At 37.8% G+C, this 24,633-nt stretch carries 19 protein-coding genes; all 19 read right to left on the bottom strand.

What is annotated here, in order from left to right; genetic code table 11:
* Nucleotides 1-2 precede the first annotated feature (2 nt).
* Nucleotides 3-1,772, bottom strand: coding sequence for a hypothetical protein (locus tag MOZ60_RS08070; protein WP_370596288.1), 1,770 nt, complete (start codon nucleotides 1,770-1,772; stop codon nucleotides 3-5).
* An 89-nt stretch (nucleotides 1,773-1,861) separates the two neighbouring features.
* Nucleotides 1,862-3,892, bottom strand: a complete 2,031-nt coding sequence (locus tag MOZ60_RS08065; RefSeq protein WP_370596287.1) for an nSTAND3 domain-containing NTPase — start codon at nucleotides 3,890-3,892, stop codon at nucleotides 1,862-1,864.
* Nucleotides 3,893-4,009: 117 nt separating this feature from the next.
* Nucleotides 4,010-5,788 (bottom strand): bacteriophage abortive infection AbiH family protein, encoded by a 1,779-nt coding sequence (locus MOZ60_RS08060; RefSeq protein ID WP_370596286.1) that lies wholly within the window; start codon nucleotides 5,786-5,788, stop codon nucleotides 4,010-4,012.
* The gene (locus MOZ60_RS08055) at nucleotides 5,785-6,873 is read right to left on the bottom strand and encodes a glycosyltransferase (protein ID WP_510969640.1); all 1,089 of its coding nucleotides are present in this window, start codon (nucleotides 6,871-6,873) and stop codon (nucleotides 5,785-5,787) included. The genes MOZ60_RS08060 and MOZ60_RS08055 overlap by 4 nt, the downstream gene beginning before the upstream one ends.
* An 88-nt stretch (nucleotides 6,874-6,961) precedes the next feature.
* Complete coding sequence (locus tag MOZ60_RS08050) at nucleotides 6,962-8,485, bottom strand: ATP-binding protein (RefSeq protein ID WP_370596284.1); 1,524 nt, start codon at nucleotides 8,483-8,485, stop codon at nucleotides 6,962-6,964.
* The gene (locus MOZ60_RS08045) at nucleotides 8,482-9,690 is read right to left on the bottom strand and encodes an SIR2 family protein (protein ID WP_370596283.1); all 1,209 of its coding nucleotides are present in this window, start codon (nucleotides 9,688-9,690) and stop codon (nucleotides 8,482-8,484) included. Before MOZ60_RS08045 ends, MOZ60_RS08050 begins: the two co-directional genes overlap by 4 nt.
* Nucleotides 9,691-9,830: 140 nt before the next feature.
* Nucleotides 9,831-10,601, bottom strand: coding sequence for a glycosyltransferase family 4 protein (locus MOZ60_RS08040; protein ID WP_370596282.1), 771 nt, complete (start codon nucleotides 10,599-10,601; stop codon nucleotides 9,831-9,833).
* Between the two features lie 546 nt (nucleotides 10,602-11,147).
* Nucleotides 11,148-12,230 (bottom strand): glycosyltransferase family 2 protein, encoded by a 1,083-nt coding sequence (locus MOZ60_RS08035; RefSeq protein WP_370596281.1) that lies wholly within the window; start codon nucleotides 12,228-12,230, stop codon nucleotides 11,148-11,150.
* Between the two features lie 102 nt (nucleotides 12,231-12,332).
* Nucleotides 12,333-13,139, bottom strand: a complete 807-nt coding sequence (locus tag MOZ60_RS08030; protein ID WP_370596280.1) for a glycosyltransferase family 32 protein — start codon at nucleotides 13,137-13,139, stop codon at nucleotides 12,333-12,335.
* A gap of 47 nt (nucleotides 13,140-13,186) precedes the next feature.
* Nucleotides 13,187-14,287 carry an EpsG family protein gene (locus MOZ60_RS08025; protein ID WP_370596279.1) on the bottom strand — a complete coding sequence of 367 codons (1,101 nt, stop codon included), beginning with the start codon at nucleotides 14,285-14,287 and terminating at the stop codon, nucleotides 13,187-13,189.
* A gap of 41 nt (nucleotides 14,288-14,328) precedes the next feature.
* Nucleotides 14,329-15,510, bottom strand: a complete 1,182-nt coding sequence (locus MOZ60_RS08020) for a hypothetical protein (RefSeq protein ID WP_370596278.1) — start codon at nucleotides 15,508-15,510, stop codon at nucleotides 14,329-14,331.
* A 12-nt stretch (nucleotides 15,511-15,522) separates the two neighbouring features.
* A complete protein-coding gene (locus tag MOZ60_RS08015) occupies nucleotides 15,523-16,413 on the bottom strand; it encodes a glycosyltransferase family 2 protein (RefSeq protein WP_370596277.1) in 891 nt (296 codons plus the stop codon).
* Nucleotides 16,410-17,327 (bottom strand): glycosyltransferase family 2 protein, encoded by a 918-nt coding sequence (locus MOZ60_RS08010; RefSeq protein WP_370596276.1) that lies wholly within the window; start codon nucleotides 17,325-17,327, stop codon nucleotides 16,410-16,412. The genes MOZ60_RS08015 and MOZ60_RS08010 overlap by 4 nt, the downstream gene beginning before the upstream one ends.
* A 2-nt stretch (nucleotides 17,328-17,329) precedes the next feature.
* Nucleotides 17,330-18,004 carry an acyltransferase gene (locus MOZ60_RS08005; RefSeq protein ID WP_370596275.1) on the bottom strand — a complete coding sequence of 225 codons (675 nt, stop codon included), beginning with the start codon at nucleotides 18,002-18,004 and terminating at the stop codon, nucleotides 17,330-17,332.
* Nucleotides 17,961-19,322 (bottom strand): glycosyltransferase, encoded by a 1,362-nt coding sequence (locus tag MOZ60_RS08000; RefSeq protein WP_370596274.1) that lies wholly within the window; start codon nucleotides 19,320-19,322, stop codon nucleotides 17,961-17,963. The genes MOZ60_RS08005 and MOZ60_RS08000 overlap by 44 nt, the downstream gene beginning before the upstream one ends.
* Nucleotides 19,319-20,569 (bottom strand): beta 1-4 rhamnosyltransferase Cps2T, encoded by a 1,251-nt coding sequence (gene cps2T / locus MOZ60_RS07995; RefSeq protein WP_370596273.1) that lies wholly within the window; start codon nucleotides 20,567-20,569, stop codon nucleotides 19,319-19,321. Before cps2T ends, MOZ60_RS08000 begins: the two co-directional genes overlap by 4 nt.
* Nucleotides 20,570-20,672: 103 nt before the next feature.
* Nucleotides 20,673-21,248 (bottom strand): VanZ family protein, encoded by a 576-nt coding sequence (locus MOZ60_RS07990; protein WP_370596272.1) that lies wholly within the window; start codon nucleotides 21,246-21,248, stop codon nucleotides 20,673-20,675.
* A 99-nt stretch (nucleotides 21,249-21,347) separates the two neighbouring features.
* Nucleotides 21,348-22,820: a sugar transferase gene (locus tag MOZ60_RS07985; RefSeq protein WP_370596271.1), complete on the bottom strand. Its 1,473-nt coding sequence runs from the start codon at nucleotides 22,818-22,820 to the stop codon at nucleotides 21,348-21,350.
* Nucleotides 22,821-22,964: 144 nt separating this feature from the next.
* A complete protein-coding gene (locus MOZ60_RS07980; protein WP_370596270.1) occupies nucleotides 22,965-24,491 on the bottom strand; it encodes an LCP family protein in 1,527 nt (508 codons plus the stop codon).
* Nucleotides 24,492-24,633: the final 142 nt, after the last annotated feature.

Raw genomic sequence — 24,633 nt, 5'->3', positions numbered from 1 at the left:
CCTCAAGAAAACACTTGCCTGACATCTTTTTTCTTCTCTTCCTGAATTTCACGATCTTTACTATCGATTGAATCTTTAATCCATTTCCTATGTTCCAGGTATCGGATATCACTCATCACCTTCAAATCCAAAAGTCTGCTTAGAAATTTCTTCTGTTTTTCGTACACTGGCACAAAGGAGTCAGTGGTTTCCACCATGTGTGGTAATAGAGAAAGCTTCTGAAATACCTGAAAATCAGAATTCAGAGAAAGAAAACGTTCAAACATCTCTATTCTGAATGCATCATCAAGCTCTTCCGTTAGAAAGAACACTAGCCATATTCTATCCGCATCCATTGCATTGACATCAATCAGATGCAGAAACCACTTCTTTTGTCTGTCTTTCACTTCCGGTATATACGTTCCAAGCAGACTTTGAAGTGTATATCTTTTTATAAACCGTTGGGCTGGATCAGTATAGCCGTCAAGACGATCGAAAATGCTGTCGAAGATTTTCAGGTAATCTTCTTTCAGCCAAAGGATTTTCAATCGATGCTGTTCTTCCTTATCAGTACCATAGATGCGGTCCTGGTTGAATAGATAATCCTCATAAACACTCAGCCATGAAGGATCCGCATCATAAAAGCATGATAAATACTCTCCATTTAGATCTGATTGATCAGAATGTTTCAATTCAAAGCTGTAGATATTCTTCAGCAGATCCAGATCATTCTGGTAGTAATTCAGAAGTCTTTCTGGCGTGAAATCATCTTCTTTGCCCAGGAACATCATATAGAAAAATGTATTCGCTACATTTGTAGAAGTTCTTCCTTTTTGCAGAATGATTCTGGATGCATAGAGAATTATATCCGGACCAATCTTTTGAAACTTCAGGAATACTTTCATATCCCAGTAGTATACAGTTACAAAGTTATAATCCAAAGTATCTTTCAGAAAGTCATACAGATTCTGCAGTTCCTGTGCATCAATTTGATCTTCTGATAGACAGTTGAAATAGAGCCACTGCCACTGATATCGAAGGTCTGCAGATGCATACTGCTCATGAGCAATCTGCTGATAAAATCTGTGACGATCTTCTTTGACAAGATGCAGAAACATCCTGTGCGGAGAGATATCAATTGATTTTCCATTTCTCTGGATGCATGAAAGAAAGAACATTGACAATGCAGAATTATCAGAAAGCTCATCTGCAATGATTTCCAGTCCATGATTAAATGCCGATCCCGGATTCATCACAGTTTCAAAAGAACTGACCGTTTCAATGCATTCGTTTATTCCATTGATCAGATCCGATATTGTCTTCTCTGATAATTGATGGGCATACTGCCTGATCCGTGCTTCATAGCGCTGACTATTTTCATCATAATCACGCACTCCGGATGTAAGGCGATCATCTCTGAATATCTTATAAATCTTCCCTACAGCAAGATTGAATATTCTATCGCAAAAGTGATAGGGAGAAGGCAGAAGCCACTTATCTATATCAGTATCATGGTAATACGCAGATCTTTTCTCACAGGCATCCATCAGCTTATCCGCAAGAATTGCCTTGCTCAAAGAATCAGGCAGCGCATTTACAATATCACTGATCATCTGTGCTTCACTTCTTACCAATTGCTGATCCAGTCCGCTGTTTACAATCTGTGCATACCGGTTCAGAAAGCTTTCAGCTGATGAAAGAATACATTGCTGTTCATTGGCAAGCTTATGATGATCATCATCAATACTGCTGTCATTGATCTCACTGTACTTCTTCACAATACTGCAGACCATTGTTAATATCTGCAAACGAAGCTCAGCAAACGCCTCAGAATACTTGAGTTTCACATCATATACTTTCAGAGTATCATGACGTCCCGCTTTTACTGGATGATATTCATCAAGCAGCCAGTTTGATGCAAGAAAGATACAGAACTTTGAAACAATAACACTATCAAACTTATGCTGATCCAGGAACGATACAGCAATTTGCTGAACTGTATACTTTTGTGAAAAACATCGGGATCTATTCCAAACTGCTGGTTAAACCATTTGGAGAAGTGAACAAACGCCTCTTCTGACTTCTTGGCATACTCCAGAGCCAGCTCCAATGACATCTCAGAATATTCTTCACTGCTTTGATAACCCGTCAGCAGCGTGAGAATCCTGTCTGTCTGATCCCATGATTTTTGATCAAAGTTGATATCCAAAGATATTTTCTGACTGGCAATACCATCAATCTTGTTCTTTGCATACAGCAAAGACACCTCCGGATCAACCGCATGATATACCTGCAGGAAATCAGCATATAATTCACTGTCATCTGAATTTTGATATTTCTTCCAGACAACTTTGATCTGCGAAGACAGCTCATCCATAATCTGCGGATCCTGATAGATGTGTGAAATTGTCACTGCAGCATGATTGATTTCATTTCTGAATTTCCGAAAACCAATATCCAGAATATCTGCAAATGGAACAATCTTCTTCTTAAAGAAGACATAGTACAGCATATAGTTCGCGAAACATTGATCCGCATTCGTAATAACGCCATTTTTTGATTGGGCATATTCCAGATCAACCAGCTTCTCCAGGTTCTCCAAAAACTGTTTGGAGTCCACAATACCCAGATCAAATACTTCCTCAAGTTTGGTTAAATCATCAAGATCCACAGCTTTCACAATAGCCAGTACACCAGCTGAAAAGCAAAGCTCTTTAGAACTTCCTAACATCTGATCCGTAAACTGTCTGTAGTATTGATCCAGAAGATCTGATGCATCACAAACAGCACTAAGAGATTGCTTTTCGACTGCAAGTCTGCCTGCCATATAGGCAATTCGTGCATTGCCCTCTGCTATGTCTGTAATCTGCTCAAGATAATGGTAATTCTGGATATCAAACTCACTTTTCAAAAATCCTTGTATCTCGTTATCAGAAAAAGGCCCAATTTCCATTGTCTGATATGGAGCCCCACATTTCTCTATCTCACCTGTCACTTCCTGTTTGACATAGTCACGGATGGTCATGATCAGCTTGATAGAGAAGTCTGATAACTCCGCATTCTTCCCGGCCACATATGAAATGATTGTAGAAAGATTGTTCATCTCATTTGCATCATCAATCAAAAACAGATATTTACCTGGAATCTCCAAGGCACACACAAAATCAGGATACAGGTTCTGATGGTTGCTGCGGATACAGAACAATGAATACTCTTTCTCTTTAGCATATCTGCTTGCCACTTCCAGTGCAAGCCTTGTCTTGCCAACACCAGCAGTTCCATGAATTAACACGATATTACCTGTATCCAGATACGCATGAATCTTTGCCAGTTCAGATTCTCTAAAAAGGAAATGCGTATTAACAGGCGGAATCAACGTGGCACTGTCATATGCACGAACAAATGCATCGGGTTCAGAAATCTGACCTGTATCAACAGAAACATGCAGATAGTCACTGGCAATAGAAGGAAAACGATCAAAAACAAAACCAGAAAGTTCATCGATTCCATATATTGTCAGCGGAATAGAAGCCTCATTACACAACTCATGAAGCCGATAATCATCCCCTGCTTTCAGATTGCTGGAAGTATGACAGGCGATAATACAATCAACCTCAGATAAAGGCAGACCAGTTTTATCAGGATCCAGGCATTTCTCTATATCATCATGCAGCTTCTCATACAAACTTCCAGATTCCTTTGTTGTATACGCCACAAAAACATATTTACCAGTAGGAGTCTTAAAATATGTATCCGGATTTCCAGTAGTCGTCTTTGTCCTGCCAGCCATTAACCCAAGCTCAACGAAATGCCAATCCGGATGAAGCTTAGAAAGTATCCTATCACAGAACTCCTGGAACCCAGCAGGATCAAGCTCTTTGATTTTATCTTTGATTGTAGTTAATGTTGACATATCTATGAGCTTGCTTCCTTTCTACATTCTTCCACCACTATTTCACAGATTTCTGATTTTTTCCTTTGTGAATAGTACTGATGCATTAAGAAATTTCACATGATAACAATCGTATCATTAATAGAAATTTCCTTTATAAATCCGTTGAAAGGATGCTGTCAAATCCTTGCCGTCGTATTGGTGCTTTGACGCCTGTCGTACTGCTTTATTGAAAATCAATAACCCATTCGTCAGGTTGTAAATTCTCACTCTGTTCTGATAGACAAACGTGACCATTTCTTTATCAATCAGAATTCTATGAAGTCTTTTTGTAATAACTCCCTGATGAGGTATTCCTTCTAATTCACCAGTATAAATCCATTTTCCATTATTCTGACGCAAAAGAAATACACCTTTGTAAATACCTCGCATTACAAGAAAACAAGTCTGGTCGTCCGCAAATACAGCTCCATTCATTCCACTGGAAAATACTCTTGTTAGAACAACTGAATCTTTCTCATCTTTCAAAACCAGCTCTTTTCCGCAAGTGCATACTTTCCAGGATCCATTCAAAGATTCACCAATAATCTTTTCGTTCGTAGAATTGGTTTCTGTTACAGCATGTCCTTCTTCTGCAGATTTTCCGATTGGCTCAGAAGATTTTGCATTTCTGGAATTCTCAGAATATGTTGAAACAGATATCAGATCTGTTCGGAATATGTGCACATTTTCCTTACGAATACTGAAGTGAGAAACGAATTTTTGAATTCGTTCCAGATCTCCATTACTGAAGCAACTAAAATACCAATTGATACGGTCGGCAGCATTATTTTGATACAGGATTTCATGAAAGTATTCCCAATCAACCGGATATAGAGAATGCCCAATGACGATCACCTTATTGATATCTGAAAGGCCTTCAAAGAAATTCTTATGTGCAGCAATGATCCGATCACTATGCTTTGTCAGTTGCTCATCAGCCTCGCTGATTTCCTGAAGAGCAATTTGCTGTGCATCATATATCATCTGCGCATGATTCTCAGAAAGATCTATACCGTCCCAATGATCGTTAAAATCATACTGTGCGTCACTTGCACCTGGCTGATGGCCAAGAATCAGCTTTTCCTTTGGTCTGTATTTTTTCTTCTTTCGGCATCCGTGGATATAGCACACATCACTGCTCTTTACGCCATAAAGAGTTTCGATGAATTCCGTATAATTAAAATCCAGATATTTTCCATTCCTGATGATTTCCTTCAGCGGGCGGTCTTCTGAATGAACCTGCAGAGAACATACCCAGTTTCTGAATCTGTGCCTTAATTCAGATGAAAGTTCTGTTGCAGGTGCAGCTGCCATATCAGCAGCGGCATAGAAGTCTGCCATCTGAGCATCCTCATCATATGCATCCATTGAATCCAGGAAGCCATCTAAAATAGCCGGCTGACTCATTGATTCTACGTCTATTTTCGCCAAAGCCCCTTCAAAATCAGCCCATAAATCATCTGCCTGAAGATAATGATCTAAAATAAAGCGAATGTTACTGCGCTTTCCAAGTATCTTTCCAAAATCATAGTAACTGGAATGGACACCATGCATCAGATCAAAACCATTTCCTATTACATAAAGAACTCTGTCATGCGGAGATGGTGCAGCATCTTTCAGCGGGATAATATCAAACTTTTCCTGCAGCAATTTCAGGTTCTCATGATATACCTGTATGTCTTCTTTCTTCTTCTGCTGCCACTCAAGATCTTTCTGCTTCTTTCGTTCGATCTCCTTCTTCCTAGCATATTCTCTGCGGCAAATAGGACAATATTTTGGCAAAGAATTCTGATAATACGATGAGAATTCCTGTTCAGATTGATCAATGACAAAAACACGATGACATTTCTGGCAGACAATTTGAATATCTCTCATGATCCTGCGCACTTATCCTTCTTGCTGTAATAGTCGATCATTGCCATTAACGAATACTGATGTGTACGCATTAAAAATGCTCGAATCTGATCTTTCTTACCATTCAATGGAATAGATAAATATTTTCTACAATATGGTTCTTTATAAAAGTCCCTGATTACGCGGATTTTCTCTGCTGGCTTTTTGTCACTCTTTAATACATTCCCAATGTTTTCAAAATTAGAACGATGCCAGAAGATTTCATCAATATGATCAAAAGAATAATGGATATTATTTAATGCTGTTTTTAACGCCTGATATTCCGCAACTCTTTTCTCATAGAACTGCTTTACAACCCTTCCAGTTACAGACTGATCTGACCGATAGTATTTATATAAGTATGCATCTTTGAAGATAATTTTCTGCGCATAATAAAACGCATAAAGCAAGAATATGGAATCTTCACCAATTGGTACACCAACCGGAAACTGAATCTGATGTTTCCTCAGTAATTCTGCAGAATAGAGTTTACCCCAGGATGCTCTAAGATAATCTCCAAAATATGGTTCGTTAGTATTGCAATACAGCTGTCGGATCAGATCACGCTTTCCATGCTCATCAGTCAGAATACTATCATTTGGGCGAATTTCTCCCATTTTTGAAATGATATGTCCATCATCAACATAGTATGAATTAGTACAAACAATATCCGCATTGTTCTTTTGGATCAGATTCATACTTGTGGAAATAATATCCGGCATGAGCTCATCATCCGCATCCAGAAAAGCAATATATTCACCATTAGAAGCACTAATGCCAACATTACGGGCATTGGAGACGCCCTGATTTTTCAAAGTAAGAAGCCTGATATTTACATGCTTTTCTGCATAATCCGAAACAATCTCCCTAGTATGATCCATCGATCCATCATCGACTACAATCAGTTCTATGCAAGGGTAATCCTGTGCAAGTACTGACTCAATAGACCTGCTAATAACGTTTTCCCCGTTATAGACAGGAAGAATAATCGATGTTAATGGATAGTTGTTCTTCATTTGCAAATTCCTTTTCCTGTAAGATTTTACTAAACTACTGTGGAGATCCATAGTGCGATGTGGCGTCTGTACCATCCCACCACTATTTCAACCATTCTCAAATCAATCTTAAATGCAATATGCTCAGTAGGCTTTTCCTCTAATTAGCAATAATTTTATCCCCGATCACCGGGTCATTACTATTCGGCAACGGGTTAGCATCATTGATTTTAACTAACGCATCATTGGGAAATGCTTCACCGCAGACCAATGCATACTGTTTTTCTAATGCGCTCATCTGTGTGTACATTGAATCTGAACTTATACGTAAAACTCCTCGAAGAAAGTCCATATCTTTCCGACTAGTAATCTTATGCATGATTACAGAATTGCATTGGCTAACAATGTCATAAGAAAGCATAGAGGGCACCTGAGAAGAAATAATAAGTCCTATACCAAATTTTCTACCTTCACGAGATAACTTATCTATGTAATAGGTGCCTAGCTTACTCTCTTGGGCATCAGGATTCAGATATCTGTGTGCCTCTTCCAACACAAGACATAGGTGTGTTCCTGAATTGCCTCTTCTTTTAGCTTCTATCTTGCTTAAATAAATTGTTTTAAACAGCAAATATAAGACGATATCCAGCGTATCGCTAGATCTCTCTAAATCGAGAACAAACACTCTTTTGTTAGACTTTTCGATATTCTGTAGAGTATTCTCATCATCTGAAGAGTTAATGACCTGAAGAAGATCTTTTTCTTTCAGAATTTCATCTATTCTCAAGAGTAGCGTTCTCATATATCCACTGATCTGATTGACAGAGAACTGATCTTTTTTCGATGCATTACGCGTGTCTGGATTTGCATTATCATTAATCCATTCCTGTAAGGAATTAGGAAGAAGCTCTAGATTCCATTTAGAAGAATGTCTTTCAGCATGTGACTCTTCCGCAAGCTTCCGAATACACGATTTCAAGGCAGGGTACTGGGTCCCTTCAGCTGCTCGAAACAGTCTCCCGTATTCAGAATTATCAAGAATAGTATGGTGAAAACGCATTTTATCAAAAGGAATGTATTCAAAGTCATTTTCTTCAAATGCAGACTTATATTCCCCATTCACATCAAGAATAATAAATTTTATATCTTTCACAGGATAATTTCTTATGTACTGTTGAATAATAGAGACAACCGTACAAGTCTTTCCACTTCCTGTATTTCCAAAAACTCCGAGATGCTTACCAAAAAGAATATTGGGATCGTATCCTACTTTTACGTTGCTGTCATAAGCATAAGTACCAATAAAAGATTTTTGTACAGAGCATTCAGATTTTCTAAGTTGAAATATATTAGTCAGAACAGACCTACCCAGTCGAAATACTTTTTCACCAATTAACGGATAGGTGTTTGTACCAAAAGAATATATTCCTGTTACCTCATCATAGATTCCGCTGATACTCGTCGTGATAATAATATCAGGATCGGTATCCAGTATCTCTTCTACTGTCAGGACTAACGTTCTGCCATCAACAAGCATTGTCCCAATCAGAGATCCAATGGAAATATAGCGTATGTCAAAATTATTCATTCCCACTCTCTCAAGTCTTGCTGAAATTTCAGCTACAACAAGTACCTTAGAACCAGTGATTTTTGAAATTTTACCTATACTATCTGTTTCAATCATCCCATTACCTTGTGTAGAAGCTCAACTATTTTTTCTTCATCTGTCTTTTCAGCAGTTGCTGGAACTTCAAATTTAGCAAAGTTTGTAAAATCAGCTAGTATTTTCCCACTCAAGACATTCACATTTGGAGTTATTTCTGCAAGCTTCTTCATATTATTGATAAATGATGCTTTCTCATCATTATCAAAATCATAGAAATAAAAAACATTATCTGGATTTGCCAGCGCCTTGCTAAGGATTTCGTTAATATGGTCATCCCCATATTTGTAACCAATCACAATAATTAGATTTTTTCCTGACTCAAATCTATCAAGCATGAATCTCATTAACTCACTGTATGGAGCACTGTATGTCTGATAAAGCTTATTTGCTGTCGGATAAATTAGCACCTTTTCGTTGTCTTTATTGATATTGATCTTAAGCTCTCTTATAGTCTTCTCCACACCAAGTACGGTATCTACATAGGAAAACTTCGGCTGTTCTTCTAAAATTTCATCATTATCTGATATCCAATTTACAGAGCCATGGAACTTGTTAAGAATTGGCAGGCCTTTTTTCTCCAAAGTTTTCGGAGCAAATTTCCGGCTCACAAATCCAGTGAACCCATCGTTATATTCAATGCCAAGATTATCGAATGCATATTCAAATGCAAGATCATAATTTGCTGTAAATATATTAACCTTATTCAGGCATCCAAAAGCTCTAAGCTTTCGTAATAATATCTCATGTGAAGAAAGGTTTGAGTAATCGAGTGAGACAAAGCTATCTATCAAGGCACTTTTAACTTCATTTATCAAGGCCTGGTATGAAGAAAGAGAAACCGAATCTTCAATAATCTTTTTCTGCTCATACAGGATAATAAGTTTATTTAGAGCAGTTTCAATATCCTTATCGGATATATGATCAGTCTCGCTCTTAATAGACTTGTATTTTTCCTTTCCTGTATATGCTGCTAAAGAGAAACCTCTTGTATCCCTGGAGCCTGCATAAATAGAAGTACCGTTTCCAGTCACCAGAGAGATTGCGTCCAGATTGAAATAAGAAGATAGCTTTAGCCTTAATTCCGAAAATGCATTAAGGGACTCTTCATTATTTTTCGGATCACAAATATATTCTGAAAGCTTCTTTTCTATATCACCGGTATCAGTTGCACCTGGTTTACTTTTATTAAATTTTGCAAGAATATATTTCGTATCGTAATTCATATGCCTTCTCTATATTTCATCTGTTCATTATTGTTTTTGATACCAATTGAATTGCTCTTTATATCTCGCATATCGTTACCTTACCATAATGTGGACTTTCCAAACTAGCTTTACCACAGCTTCTTCTGCACTTTGATTTGTTACTTCAGAAGACCATAGACCTTCAGAATCTCTGTGCACCATCTGTCTACACCAAAGTTATCACGTATATATTCACGCTGGACAGTCTTCTGCTTCTGCAGTTCCATTGGAAGGTTTTGGTGTATCTGATAGCAGTTGCTTAATGCTCTGGCAAGATCATCTGCATCTTCTGGTTTCACCCACTGGATTCCAGGAACACACTTCATCGAATTCTGACCAGGAATATCTGACGCAATTACCTGCGTATTGCAGTATGCTGCTTCCACCACTGCATAACCAAATGCTTCTGATCTGGATGGAGAAATAAAGCATAGTGCATAGTTATATACGTCTGTAATATCCTCTACGACATGACAGACTCTGGCATAGCTTTGCCAGTCAGCAGAAAGTGCATTCAACTTTTCAACAGCATCACTTTCACGATGTGTCAGAACAACCAGGTGCAGACCGTTTCCTGCTTTCATGACTGCTCTTAGTGCGATATCTACACCTTTTCGCTCAAAATGTGTTCCAAAGATCACAACATCATGAGCAGGATCCAGAGATAATGCATTCACAGAAGGAACATCCAGACGTTCTGTTGAAATCGCATTTCTAACCAGATAGTTTTCTGCTTTGCTGCCACGAATCTGACAAAGATCCTCATACACTGCCTCACTGACACCAATCATCTTACAGCCTGAAACCGCATGCTTATACGCAATCTGTTTAACACGGTTCTTCAATCTTCTCTTAAATGACAAGTCAGACTCATCACGTCCAAAATCCACGCGCATATGCTCTTGGACGATAAATGTACAATTCTCTTTTTTCAAAGATTTCGTCACAGCAGCTATCGTCTTCCAATCAAAGAAATGCATATGAACGATCATGTGAACATTTCTAGATTCAGAGTGCACCATTTCTTTCAGAAATCGTGCAAGAGATTGAGAATCAAAATCAGTCACATGAACGTCATGATTCTGCTGATACTTTCCATCTTCTCCCCAATTAGCAAAAGGAGCATTCTTTGGAAAAACGTATGATACCGATATCCCGTGAGAAACCAGCACATTCTCCAGTGAAGATAATGAAGCTATAAAATTGCCAGAATAAAAAGCCGCATAGTTGGCGGCCATAATCACTCTTGTCTGTCTGTCTGTCTGTCTGTCTGTCTGTCTGTCTGTCTGTCAAATCGTAGTTTATATTTCTCATGTCTGTCAAGCCTATCTGCATCTTACAAGCTAATCACATTAGAAGCTCTTCCAGTTTCTGATAAAATGTAGCAAAGATCATAAATGAAACGGGTGACAAGCATGGTCGGTAATAAACTTCTTTTATCTTCCTGCTCTCACCAAAACTTCAAACTTGCCAAAGTTGCACTTACTCAATGCAGCATCGATCTCGCAAAGATATTTGTCATTTACCTCATTGGAAGAAAATTGTTGAAAATAAGTATTTCTTAAATGTGACTCCAACACAAAACCTGCTTCTCTAACTTTCTTCGGCATCTGTTTTGTTCGATACCAATTCATAGTACATTGATTCAGAAAGTAGTGGAATGCGCGTTCATCATATGCAACGCCAAATTCAGGAAACTCTTTTAAGCAGAGCTCCGTAATGTAATATGTATCAATACTTTTCTTCTTTCCAGAAAAGGTAGCGGTAATGCCATTCGGATTCAACCGATACCCATATACAACATCAGGTATTAAATTTGTCTTTATTCGTTTCCCATACAGAATGAAGGAAATCGGCGTATCCTCAAACCAGTATCCTTCTGGAAATTGGAATGAAGACAACAGTTCTGCACGAAATGCTTTACCCCATGGATAACCTGATAACTCGGAAGCTGTACGAACAATGTGTGACCCCCCCCCGAGTTTTTCACCGGTGAACCAGCTGCCCTGTACAATATCAACCTCTCCGATTGTATTCCTAAGCAGGGAATTGATTCCTCTAGGAGCAAGCACATCATCAGAATCCAGGAAAGTAATGTACTTTCCCTTCAGCACCTTCAGACCAGCATTCCTCGCTCCAGAAAACCCTTTGTTTTCCTGATTGATAACCTCAATCCTATCAGGATATCTGCTGTAATAACTATTGATGATATCAAGTGTGTGATCTATAGAGCCATCATTCACTATTGTGATCAGATAAGAATATTCTGTTTCCTGTGAAAGAACTGAATCCAAGCATTCAGAAATATACTTCTCAGCATTATACGCAGGAACGATGATCTGCAAATCATACTTGAGCTCTACTACATTATCTCCAACACAAGTAGTGGCGGAATCAGGAGAAAAATCATTCAAAATAGTCCTAACAGCATCAGCATTCATTCTCGAAGGAAGGGAATGCAGAACTGCAGACAGTCGATACACCTGTTTTAATTTCTGTTTCATCTGTAATGCAATCATCAGATTTCTCACCTTTTCTAAAACTGCTTGTCAATTACATCAAATCTATAGTCAATCCTGTATCTTATATATTTGCTATTCATACTACATGCTTCTGATACATCACAATCGTTTTGCTATTGCTTGTTTAACTCCGTTCCAGCCTTTTGTCTTTAGTTTATTAATCATTCTTAATGGAAGTGTAACAACTCGTCTCACCTTATATTCTACTGAATCTTTGCCACTGTCACATCGTTCAATAGAAATGATCATTTGTTCTAGCTTTGAATGCCATGTAGCTGAATAATGATGAATTGATCTTGTATTATCTGTAATCACTAGTTTTCCTGTTCCATAATTTAATGGACAGAAATATTCCGGAGGATAGATGTACACATTATCAATATATTCAAGACTCCCATCTCCGCGAAAACCATGTGAATTCAATATTTTGGTTGTCTTTGTTACTATTGTTTCAAAATTCAAGGTTCCATCGCTATTAATAAAGTGTTGTGTATTATAGTAGTTTAATATTTCTTTATATAGGCCGAGCCCCGGCGCGGCCGCCAGGCCGAGCCCCGGATTAGCCTCTAAGCCATGCTCCTTTGGCTCAGTGGCTTCTTCTCCCATAAAGGATCCTTTTTCTATCAGATCATCGATTGGTTTTATCAACTCTACGTCTGTATCAAAATATAGTCCGCCATAATGGTAGAGAATCCAAAAGCGTGCATAGTCAGAAACAAAAGCCCACTTTTTCGCCTGATATGCCTCTTTCACATAATCACAGCATTCTAAATCAAAATTGCTTTCATTCCATTCTTTGACCTCATATCCTGGGCAATACTTTCTCCAGGAATTTATGTATTTAATTGCCTCATCTGGTAAAGGATTTCCACCAAACCAGCAATAATGAATTACTTTAGGAATCATCTACTATCCTCCATAGAAACCAGACATGATAAAAGGCTTTTCACTTTTTAATCATTCCAGAAAAATGTATACAAACGAGTGTCAGTACCAGCATAGCTAAAGTACAAAAGTACTAACAAAGTAATTATTACACACCTTACCACGATCCTCGATTTCTTCTCAAAATACATGTCAGCACAAGGAAAAAACAAAAGCAGAAATGTTCTAAAATAATATCCAACTCTTCCAAACACAGAAACCTGTAAACTCATCAGTTCAAATGCAAGATACATAAGAACAAAGCAAGAATACTGAAAAGTATTTTGAATTCTAAACTTCTTTGCATACATAATGAGAATTAATATCATTTCAATAATCCATAGAACTGCACTTCCTCCAATTGTATTGGTCCAATAATTGACTGTAAAATATGCTGCATATCTAGGAATTAAGCGTGAGATGAAAGTCTTCAGCAACATCACTACAAAAGGAGAAGCAATAACAGCTACGATGGCATACTTGAATTTTTTATATGACTCAGGTTGTTTGGTAAGTACAAACGGAAACATTGCAAATGCTACCAAAGCAGTATTATGAACAAGTGATGCTAAGAGCACGAAGCAAACTGCTGGGATAATTTTTTTGTTCTTTAAAGATGTATATGCTGGAAGAGTAATCGCGACTGCAAGCATCTGCCGTGCTCCATTAAAGGAGAACATATACATACTTTCACACAAAAAGATAACAGTTGAATAAAATATTGAAAGAGAATTATCGTAGATAAATTTTGCAAATAGTACACAGGTCAATGCAGCAACAGCAAAAAGAAATACATGACCATCATCCGTAAATAAATGAATTATTTTACATAATGCCAACCATCCATTTTCTACAGTGTCATGAAAACCGTATTGATCAATATACCAAGTTGTCCTAAAACCGGTACTCTTCAGCATCTCTGACCATGTTACACGATCAGCATACTCAAACATTGTAATAAAATGTTTTGTATCTTCTCCTACATGTTCACCCCTGAATCCTAATATGAATGTCATAGCTCCGAATGTAAGAAATAGGAATAGCTTTTCAGCATTCTTACTATGAGGGTAACGATAAAGAATAAGTCCACAAACTAATACAAATACTAATAAGAAAACGTAAACAGTCATAATCTACCATGATTGTTTACCATTTCTATTTTTTAACTATTCTAGATACCTTCTATATGCCAGATTTTCAAGCTTACTTTATTTTTCTTCTTTTCCAATCTAGGTACATCTGCAACTTTCGCTGTCAGGTAGAAGAAGACAAAGTTAAAAAATATACTGGTAAACCTTGTCTCCATTAACGCGTAATTTGCAAGAAGTACTGCTGCAGTTATCAGAAGGTAGTCCTTCCGCTTCCCCCCCCGGTGAACAACAGCAACATATCCAATCATAAACATGATTGTCGGAATCAGTCCTAGTAATAACAGCATAATAATATATGTTCCATCTACAGTGGTATTAATATTCCACTTGTTAATAATCTCATTATAGATACCCGAATAATTTAACTGAACATTTTGTCCGAAGAGGGTAATTTTATTTTTGCTTAAAATAAACCAGTTTAAAAAAATACGGTTTGTTAAAACAACATTCATCTTTTGTACAATAGTATTTACCGGAAATAATTCCGCTGTAGCATAAGTAAATAGAAGTAAGATCGGAGCAATGAGCTCCGCAATAAAAACAAAAAGTCTCCTAAACTTTGAATACAAACCTCGCTCAAATATTACTAAAATAATAGGTAGTAATAATAGTGAAGCTGCTGCGGTTTTAGATTTAGTAAATAATAAAACAAATAATCCAAACACAATACATTTCCAGACTTGATATCCAGATCCTCGGTGTGCAAGTAACCCGGTTAAATAGTATTCGAAAAGAAAGGCACCAAAAGTATTTTTATGCCCAAACCCAAGATGAAAACCAGTATTAAATTGAGAGCGAAAATCTCCCAGAGAAAATATACCGAATATTATTGCAATTATTATCGTAATTCCAAGTGAAAGATGAATATCATTCAAGATCCTAGAAAGATCCATATCCTTCAATGCAAAAAGTAATAGCCAAGCTGTGAGGAATGCGGACATATGACTTTTCAAATATCCATATGCGAAAATAATTGCAAAAAAAGCAAAAAGCAAAAATAATCTACCACTATATCTTTTCTGAAAAATAACTACCAGAAGAAGGATATAGTTTAAAAAATTGATAAACGACAAGAGAATATCAATATTTGGTATATTTGAGATTAAAGGAATTGATTTCACCATCTCCGCTAATGCTAGAGAAATAACCACGATATCAATACCGTGGAGACTGATTTTATGTTTTTCTATTGATTTACTCATACTTAATCACGTTTACAGCAAATATCGATATCCAAACTCATTTACTATTTCCTTCATTTTAGAAAAGGAAATCGTCTTTTTGTATTTTTTATCATATCTTTGCTGATACAGTTGATGCATTTCATGAAGCTTCCTTGGAGAACAATGTGTAAACTTCAAAGCTCTGAACCAATAACAAAGTGTAGTAAGTGTCAAATAAGGTTGAGGGTACAGATATTTTTTTACAATAAAACTATTAAGAATACGATTCCTATAAATCCCATAATGCGAATCCCGTGTTTTTTTCGATGGCTCATGATATACAGAGACATAATCACAATATTCAATTCTTTTTTCTAAAGAGTGAACGATAAACGATAAATAATACTCCTCGCCTCCATAAAACAAGTTGTCTGGATACAAATTATTTGGCAGCATTGCAGATTTCTTGATGAAATGACTGGCTCCGATAAAGCTTCTTAAATTAGTACCATTTTCCATCTTTTTATTTTTCTCACAAATCTCAGGAAGAATACCTCCCATTAATGTATCGTATATTTTATTTGAGGTAATCATGAGAGAGGGCTTTTCCATCATGTATTTATATATTTTGTCAAGACAATAACCATTAGACGTAATGTAAGCATCATCATCTATGAAGTATACAATCTCACCACTTGCTTGCTGATAACCTACATTTCTTGCTCCAGCAACACCAAGATTATGGTTCATCACCAGATAATGTAAATCCACATTATTGTTAGTACACAAATTAACTACTGCATCTTTGCTGCCATCAATGGAGCCATTATCTACGACAATCAATTCCCATCTCATGGATACATGATCAATGCATGACGTGATAGTCTTCAATAATGATTCCTTTCTATTACATGTAATAATTACGATTGACAATAGACTCATAATAACAATATCTTTCTAAAAATATATGCAATTTTATACTTTAATGAAATCGGTGAATGCAAGAACCCATTGGGATTCAAGTTCAGCATTTTTTGAATCACCATTTTTTGCTTATCATCCTTGTAGTGATATTTCTTCATCTGCCAAAGAAGAATCATATTAAAGCACATTGCTCCAACTTGAATATCTTCTTTGATATCTCTGCTTGATTGATCCAGCATCTGCTGATATGCAATGTTTGCAGATAACTTATTTGGATTAAATCCTTCTCGGAACATAGTACTGTTCTCATTAACTCTATAAAAATATAAAGGAGTATTAATTGATGCAATTTTATCTGAATTTTTCAAGCACTCGAAATTAAACAGTGTATCCTCGCAAACTTTAATGCTTGTATCAAAGTGAATCTGATATTTATTAAGAAAAGCGACTCTGAACATCCTATTCCACACAAAAGCCGCAATATTTTTCTGCGGAACACACAATTCGCGAATCATTTCTTTCTTTGTTAATATTTGACTTGTAACTGCAGTATTATCAAAACATCCACCACTGATATATTGGCACACTGCTACATCACATTCCAATACCTCTAATGCGTTATGCAGCATTTCAATATATAACGTACTAACATAGTCATCAGAATCTACAAAACATACATATTTGCCATGTATAATGCTCAAGCCAGTATTTCTTGCATCTGCAATTCCACCATTTTCTTTGTGCAGAGTTACAATCCGACTGTCCTTTTTTGCCCATTCTTCACACTTTTTTGATGAAGAGTCTGTTGAACCATCATCAACTAAAATGATTTCAATATTTTGATACGTTTGATTAATCAAACTTTTTACACAAATATCTAAATATTTTTCTGATTGATAAACCGGAACAACGATTGAAACTTTATCATCCATTTTTATTCTCTTACTTTTATAACTTTTGCAGGGACTCCTGCAATAACTGAATTTGGCGGGAATGATTTGGTAATTACGGAATTAGCACCAACAACACATCCATCTCCAAGCCTGGCACCATCTAAGAAAACAGCACCTGCACCAATCCAGCAATTGTTTCCAATCTGAATACCTTTATGTGAAACACCTTGATCCTTAATCAATTTTGAGAGATCGTTATAATTATGATTTTCAGAATGGAATCGAATATACTGCCCAGCAACTACATCATCACCTATAGTAATTCCTCCGGCTGCGCCAAAATAACAGTCAGATCCGAAGGTACTTCTATTTCCAATACAAACACCTTTACCTAGATGTGCGAGACTACCTGTTGCTTCAATTTTTGAATTATCTCCAATTACACAATTGTTTCCAATTCTTATTCCATCTGTTGATAAAGCATCAATTTTAACATTATCATGAATTTTAGTGCCATGCCCAATCGATAGTAACCCAGGGCAATATAGCTTTACATTTCGTCCAATAAATACGCCTTTGAAATGCTTTATGCTCCCCCGCACCATCATCCATCCATATTTATGACAAAGCCTGACTATGTATAATGTAGGAATTCTGTCATCTAACTGGAAATCACCTTTTCCAGCAATTTTCATCAATTTTCTTCTGATATCCATAATTAATAATCTCTTTACACATATCCTGTTCTGACTTCATCGGCTTCGCACAAAATATAGCCTTATTCATATTTGCTAAATGTTGTGGTGTCAATGTTGAAATCACTTTCAAAAGTTCTTCATCATCGTGAAAAATGATTCCTCCGCCTTCAGGAATAATATCCTTTGCACCAACATGGTCACTTACAATAACAGGAACTCCAAAGCTCAATGCTTCTTGAACTGTATATCCAAACGTTTCATACCATACACTTGGCGTAATGACTACATCAGTATGAAACATGATCTCTTCAAGCTGATCATAGCTATAGCGGTCATTAATTTTTATATAAGGTGACATTTCTATACTACTTGAACCTGTTGAAAAGAAGACGTTTAAAATAAAGTCTCGTTTATTATTATATAGCTGGTCAAGAACCGCCTTTAGCCGAAAAAACCCTTTGCTCCCCCCTTGGTTTCCCAAATATGTGAGAGCTAAAGTTGTGTGATTAAAATTTTTATACTTCCTGTGATCCCCGATATCAGCATGTGTAATAGTTATTATTTTTCCAGGATAAATTCCAAGGTATTGGTCATACACTGATTTTGTGACAGAAGAATTATAGTGAATAAAATCCATCATTTTTAACATTGACTTATAGAAATCTCGAAGATTGCAATAATCGCTTGAAACCCGAATTGGATTATTACTGACTTCGATACTGTCAGACAAATAATCATCACGTTGAGATTTCCGAAGCTTCCTAACTATCATACTATCTTTTAACGCTCTATACACGGGAGACTGCAACAGCATCATTTTTTTATCAGATAATGCAGTCAGGTTGCATTGAGGGCAGAAACTGCAGTCATCAACTGTAGTACAAACATCTCCGTTACGGAACATTGTTACTTTTGGACAAATAGGGAAGAAATCATGAGTAGTAAAGACCAGTCTGATTCCTTTCTCTTTTGCAGCAACTAATAGATTTTTATGAAGTCCCATTAATGTATGAATATGAATTACATCTGGTGACAGATCATGAAGAAAGGATTGATATACATGTAAATCTCCCTCTTTCATAAACTCTTCAACATTAATAATACCTTCATCATACGAAATCGGTGTAGGATTAATAACCTCATAACTGTTAATACCATTTACTGGACGATTTCTTTTAATACGTATTTTACGGTCTACCAGCTTGACTTTCCCTGGCCACAAAAGACTTACCTCATGTCCTTCTTTTATCTGTTCCAGCATCAAGTCCATGCAAAACTTTGTCAGTCCACCCGTTCGATATGGAGGAAAGCCTAATGCATAATGAAGAATCTTCATTTTCGCCCCCCGAATATTTCTTTGTATCTATCCGCAATGAACTGCCAGCTGTATGCATCCTTGATTCTCTTTTTGGCTTTCTGACCATATGTTTCAATAGTTTCTTTTTCCAGATGGTCAGCTTTGTCAATCAATGCTGCAAGGTCTCCCGGTTCTTTATTCCAGTAAAGAGCTGCATCCTCTCCAACTTCTTTATTGAAGCCAACATCCAGCAGTAAATTCAGTTTAGTGCTGCCAAGTGCTTCCAAAAGACTTGGATTTGTGCCACCTACACTATGACCATGGAAGTATCCATATGCATTTTCTCTGATTTTTTTTAAGAGTTCCTGATTATATACTGTACCAACAAACTTGATACGCTTGTCATCTTTGAAATGCAGCTTCTCATCAAGAGATGCCAGGAAATCATCATCACGGGTAGTGATAATAGCCAGATCCTTTGTGCTATGACTCTTCATGAACTCCCGGATCATTGTTTCAAAATTATTCTCTGGAACAAATCTACCCACAACAAGATAATACTCGTTAGATTTCAGATCCTTGCTCTTCATCCATTCTGTATATGCTGGATCATCATTAGAAAGTTTACTTGGTTTAACATCTGCACCATAGGCAATAAAAGTTGTCTTGGGATGGAACTGTCCATACTCTTCCTTGATATACTTTTCAATATTAATAGAATCACACACCAGAAGATCCGCATGTTTTACCATGCCCTTTTCAGATTCTTTCCAGTATTTTCTGACAGGTTTAGACCATTTGGCTCTTTTCCATTCATGACCATCCGGATTTACATAGAGAACACCGCCCAGCTTATGAATCTGTTTGACATACTTGCCAATAAACGGTCCAATTCGGCAGGCAAGAATGTAAAAGATGGGATGTTCTACATCATGATGAGAACGGCAATAAGCAATAAATACTTTTAAAGCTTCAATATCATAGTAAATAGCCTGTGCTGATCCAAGCTTTTCCGGGACATGGATCTTTAAGCAGTCGGCATTATGATAGATAAAATGATTATGATCTATTGTTTTAGCACCGATCAGCTTTGTCTCATCCATAGCCCCTTTTCCATTTTCCTTGCAGGCAATGTGATACTTGATTCCTTCACCATTCTGATGATACTCTGTCAACTTATCAACAAATGTCTCATATCCACCATAGTTTCCTAACCCCTTAGATCCTATGATGAATACATGCTGAATATATCGTATATTTTGTGCCTTGGTATTATTTTCTCCCATTGAACTTTTCATCCTTCCCCAAAAGAAATATAATCCTAATTGACTGTTCACTAATTATAGAGACCAAATATTTTGTCTAATGATAAATTTGACTAGGATTTGTTTATGAACTTCTTTTATTTCTATAACAGAGCCTAGCAACTAGACCAATGAACACACCTCCAAGAGTATTGTATATTAAGTCACTGAACTGAAACGTGCCCAGTCTGAAGAATAACTGACAGCTTTCAATGAATAAGCTTAAGCTTCCTGCAATGATGAAACTACCCTTTATATATCCTGTCTTCTTAAACCAATCTGGAAATGTCCAGACTGCTATGCCAATAACTGGCATCAATAATGCCATGTTTTCAAAACACTCTGAACTTAGTGTCTTTGTTCCATCTGCAGTTGTATTCCAAATCCACCAGCCATCAAATACATTGCTTAATGGATTCAGCCAGAGGTTTCGATTAAAAAGTGTCCGGAAGAAGACCATGCAGATGTACAAGCATAGCAGGAAAATCTTCTGGGCAGTATGGTCTTTAATAAGTGTCTTTAATCCACTTTTGACTGCACTTTGTAGTCCTATGCCAGCTGTCTCTGGCTTACATGCATATAAGTAGATGTAGATACTCAGAAATGCTGTTAACAGTGACCAGCCGAAACTGCTGTACACAGTATTCAGAATGTCTGTCATGAACAGCTGGAATATTTTATAGGTGTTCGCAAGCTTTAGTAAATTACTGATAGTAATTGATCCTTTCTGTTAATGAAGGAGCAGGAAGGAAAAATTACCTCACTCAGCCCCATCATGATGCAATACCTGTGTGACTGTTCTGGCTATGATTCTTACATCCATGCCTACTGTCCAGTTGGCAATATATTCTTCATCCAGTCTGACAATCTCATTGAAGTCAGTGATGTTACTTCGACCTGATACCTGCCACATACCGGTAATGCCTGGTCTCATTGCCATTCTGATCCGGTGTTCCTCACTGTACTGGTTCCATTCATCTACCGTAGGGGGACGTGTACCTACCAAGGACATGTCTCCCTTTAATACATTAAAGAACTGCGGAAACTCATCCAATGATGTATTCCGGATAAAATTGCCAATCCCCTTGGGCTTGCCATTCTTGTCCTTCTTCTCAGAGCCAATGATTCTGGGATCATCATCCATCTTGAACATTAGCCCATTCATCTTGTTCTGCTTCATGAGCTCTTTCTTACGCTCTTCTGCATCCAGATACATAGAACGGAACTTGTACATCTTGAACCGTCTTCCATTTTTACCAATACGTTCCTGCGCAAAGAAGATCGGACCAGGTGAGGCATGATAGATCTGTGGTGCGACAAAGATGAAGATAATACCGGTAAAGATACATCCCACAATACCGCCAACGATATCCATAGTTCTTTTGCCAAAGCGCTGCAGTACAGACACATCACGCATCATATGGGATGCGACAACAACCTTGCCTAACTTCTGTACCTCAATGTAATTATTCTCATGCTTCTTAGGAAGAATGGTTAATACACGATGGGTTGGAATACCCATCCTTTCAAAGTGAACAGAAATGGCTTTGAATGCTTCATAGGTCGTGACATCAATGATCACACCGTCAACCCAGTGATGGGCTGTATACGCACCGATTTCATCTGCACTGCCAAGCACATGAATACCATCGTATTCCGTATCTTTATCACGATCTTCCTGATAATCTGTCAGGAAAATCCCACTGATAAAGAACGATCCATACTGAGAAATATTCAAGGCATTCATTACCTGCCTGACCCGATCATACCTGGTTACCAGCAATACGGAACTCTTGGCTTCCTTGCGGCCATGCAGAATATGATGCCGTAACATCCGCTTCCAGAACAAACGAAAACCTGTTTCCAGCACATAATAAATAATCCATGTATACAGAAAGGTCAGGCGGGATACTGCCGTCAGATCATGCACAAAGAACAAGATCGCAATCTCAATGACAGCCATCTGAACCGTGTGCTTCAGGCAGGCACGCATCTCCATCCACTTATCACGCTTCAGGATATTCCGATACGGCTCATTGAAAAGATTCGTCATCAAAAAGCAGGCAGCCAGGGCAACCAGTTCATGACGGAATAAAACAGATGAGGCAATGAATACAGTACCAGCCATTGCACTGTATAACAGACATCCCAGAACATAAGAAATCGTCAGGATCAAAATGTCTGTCACAATGAAATCCAGATGTTTCAGATATTTATTCTTTAGTGGATACATGCTGTCCCCCTCCTGCATGTCAGACATCCAGCAAAGAGATCATGCTCTCTGCTAATGTCATTTCGTAATCTTCAAGATCATGTCGTTTCCCTTCTTTCCCATAAGAAAAAAGGGAAGGGGATACCCCCCCCGCGGAAAATGTAATCAATTCTCTTCAAACGTTGTATTGGCATTGTCAGGCAGAGACTCCATCTCAATCTCTTCACCAGCTAATACCTTTTCAACCTGTTCCTTTGTAAACTGCACCTGCGAATCAAAAGGCTTGCACACATACAGCTGACGGTCAAAACCCATCGAAGCAGTACCAGCATACGTACCTTCGCCACCCAGATGATACTTATAGTAAGACCAGTCCTGCCCATTATTTGTGCTCTTGTACAGACTGTAGAACTTATCAAGGGAAACATTGGTAATATAGTTATCCAAAGCAGCCTTAATGACGGTCAGATAATCACCATTTTTGCAGTTTTCCTGAATCTTCTTCAGCGTAGCCTCCATGATGATACCATGGTGCTGATTACGGCCAAAATCACCATTATCTAATGACTTTCTCTCACGAGCATAGGCAAGCGCCTGTGTGCCATTCAACTGAATCGTTCCTGCAGGAAAATCACATCCCCAGCCGCTGAATGCATACGGATTATCCACGGTAATGCCGCCAAGCTCATCAATCAATGCTGAGAAGTGATCAAAGTCTGTTAACATATAATCCTGAATATTTAAACCAAACTCCTGATTGACGCCATCCAGCGTATTCTGGATACCGTCATTGCCAAGGTGAGTCAGCTTATCTAATCCATTATCCAAAGCCGGATTCTTGACATAGAAGTCACGCGGAATGGATACCATCAGAATCTGCTTCAAGACAGGATTGACAGCCACAATCATATCCACGTCTGTTCTGCCATACAAAGAGAAGGAAGTGGAAGAGGCATCATGACCTGCTACATAAATGACAAAGGAAGAACCGTTTGAAGCAGAGGTTGTTGACTCTGCAGAAGCTGCAGAAGAATCACCCAGCTTAATAGAATCCAATACAAAGGTATCCGAATCAAATGATGCATATTTAGAAATAGAAGTAATGGAAGAATCAAATGCCTGGTTGAGAACAAGCACATCTCCTTCATTGTTATATAATGCGGAAAGGGCATCAGAAACAGTATCTTTCTGAACAAGGGTTAATGATGAAACACCAAGCTTATCCTTTAACTGTGAAAGAGCTTCTGTCTGATCATCCTGATCAAACTCACCCTGCACAATAAACTTGGCATCACTGTAATCCTCCAGATTCTCAGAAGGCTTTGTCGATGAGAATGTGGAGGAGTTATTGCTCCTGTAATCCGCACTCATCACATACAGATTCATTGTTCTTACTGCAGTATGAGCAGGCTCAGAGAACACACTCTCCTCACGGCTCTGCAGCTTTGGCATCAACACACAGTAGAGTGCCAGCACTGCTGCCAGAATGCCATTGACAACTGCTGTTCCCTTCTTCTTCAAAGAAAGAACCAGCAGTACAGCAAGAACAACAACTGCTGCCACAATGGCAATCAGTTTCCTGTTCCCAGTCAGTACCCCATACTTGTCTGCCAGCAGTACTGTCGCCACAGCAAGCACTGCACACACAAGCCAGAGAATTGCGCCAAGTTTAATATGCTTTTTACTTTCCATATACCCTTTCCCTTTAAAAGAGTAGGCGACAGAGTTAACTTCTGCCGCCCCTCATCAAACCGTACGTGCGCTTCTAACGCATACGGCTTTCCTTTCCGGTTTCATTGTTACAGTAAGATGGTAAAAAGACAATTAAAGTTAC

Origin of the sequence: Grylomicrobium aquisgranense, from assembly GCF_033971865.1 — a bacterium.
Classification (GTDB): Bacteria; Bacillota_I; Bacilli_A; order Erysipelotrichales; family Erysipelotrichaceae; genus Bulleidia; species Bulleidia massiliensis.
This window is presented reverse-complemented; position numbering and strand designations above follow the sequence as displayed.

Coding starts and splice junctions, on each gene's coding strand:
- MOZ60_RS08030 (WP_370596280.1), bottom strand. CDS start 13,139: ATGATTCCTAAAGTAATTCATTATTGCTGGTTTGGTGGAAATCCTTTA.
- MOZ60_RS08010 (WP_370596276.1), bottom strand. CDS start 17,327: ATGGATGATAAAGTTTCAATCGTTGTTCCGGTTTATCAATCAGAAAAA.
- MOZ60_RS08035 (WP_370596281.1), bottom strand. CDS start 12,230: ATGATTGCATTACAGATGAAACAGAAATTAAAACAGGTGTATCGACTG.
- MOZ60_RS08055 (WP_510969640.1), bottom strand. CDS start 6,873: ATGGATCTCCACAGTAGTTTAGTAAAATCTTACAGGAAAAGGAATTTG.
- MOZ60_RS08060 (WP_370596286.1), bottom strand. CDS start 5,788: ATGAGAGATATTCAAATTGTCTGCCAGAAATGTCATCGTGTTTTTGTC.
- MOZ60_RS08005 (WP_370596275.1), bottom strand. CDS start 18,004: ATGGATATCAGAAGAAAATTGATGAAAATTGCTGGAAAAGGTGATTTC.
- MOZ60_RS08045 (WP_370596283.1), bottom strand. CDS start 9,690: ATGAATTACGATACGAAATATATTCTTGCAAAATTTAATAAAAGTAAA.
- MOZ60_RS07990 (WP_370596272.1), bottom strand. CDS start 21,248: ATGACAGACATTCTGAATACTGTGTACAGCAGTTTCGGCTGGTCACTG.
- MOZ60_RS08015 (WP_370596277.1), bottom strand. CDS start 16,413: ATGAGTCTATTGTCAATCGTAATTATTACATGTAATAGAAAGGAATCA.
- MOZ60_RS08050 (WP_370596284.1), bottom strand. CDS start 8,485: ATGATTGAAACAGATAGTATAGGTAAAATTTCAAAAATCACTGGTTCT.
- MOZ60_RS08000 (WP_370596274.1), bottom strand. CDS start 19,322: ATGAAGATTCTTCATTATGCATTAGGCTTTCCTCCATATCGAACGGGT.
- MOZ60_RS08070 (WP_370596288.1), bottom strand. CDS start 1,772: ATGGTCTGCAGTATTGTGAAGAAGTACAGTGAGATCAATGACAGCAGT.
- MOZ60_RS08025 (WP_370596279.1), bottom strand. CDS start 14,287: ATGACTGTTTACGTTTTCTTATTAGTATTTGTATTAGTTTGTGGACTT.
- MOZ60_RS07985 (WP_370596271.1), bottom strand. CDS start 22,820: ATGTATCCACTAAAGAATAAATATCTGAAACATCTGGATTTCATTGTG.
- cps2T (WP_370596273.1), bottom strand. CDS start 20,569: ATGGGAGAAAATAATACCAAGGCACAAAATATACGATATATTCAGCAT.
- MOZ60_RS08065 (WP_370596287.1), bottom strand. CDS start 3,892: ATGTCAACATTAACTACAATCAAAGATAAAATCAAAGAGCTTGATCCT.
- MOZ60_RS08020 (WP_370596278.1), bottom strand. CDS start 15,510: ATGAGTAAATCAATAGAAAAACATAAAATCAGTCTCCACGGTATTGAT.
- MOZ60_RS07980 (WP_370596270.1), bottom strand. CDS start 24,491: ATGGAAAGTAAAAAGCATATTAAACTTGGCGCAATTCTCTGGCTTGTG.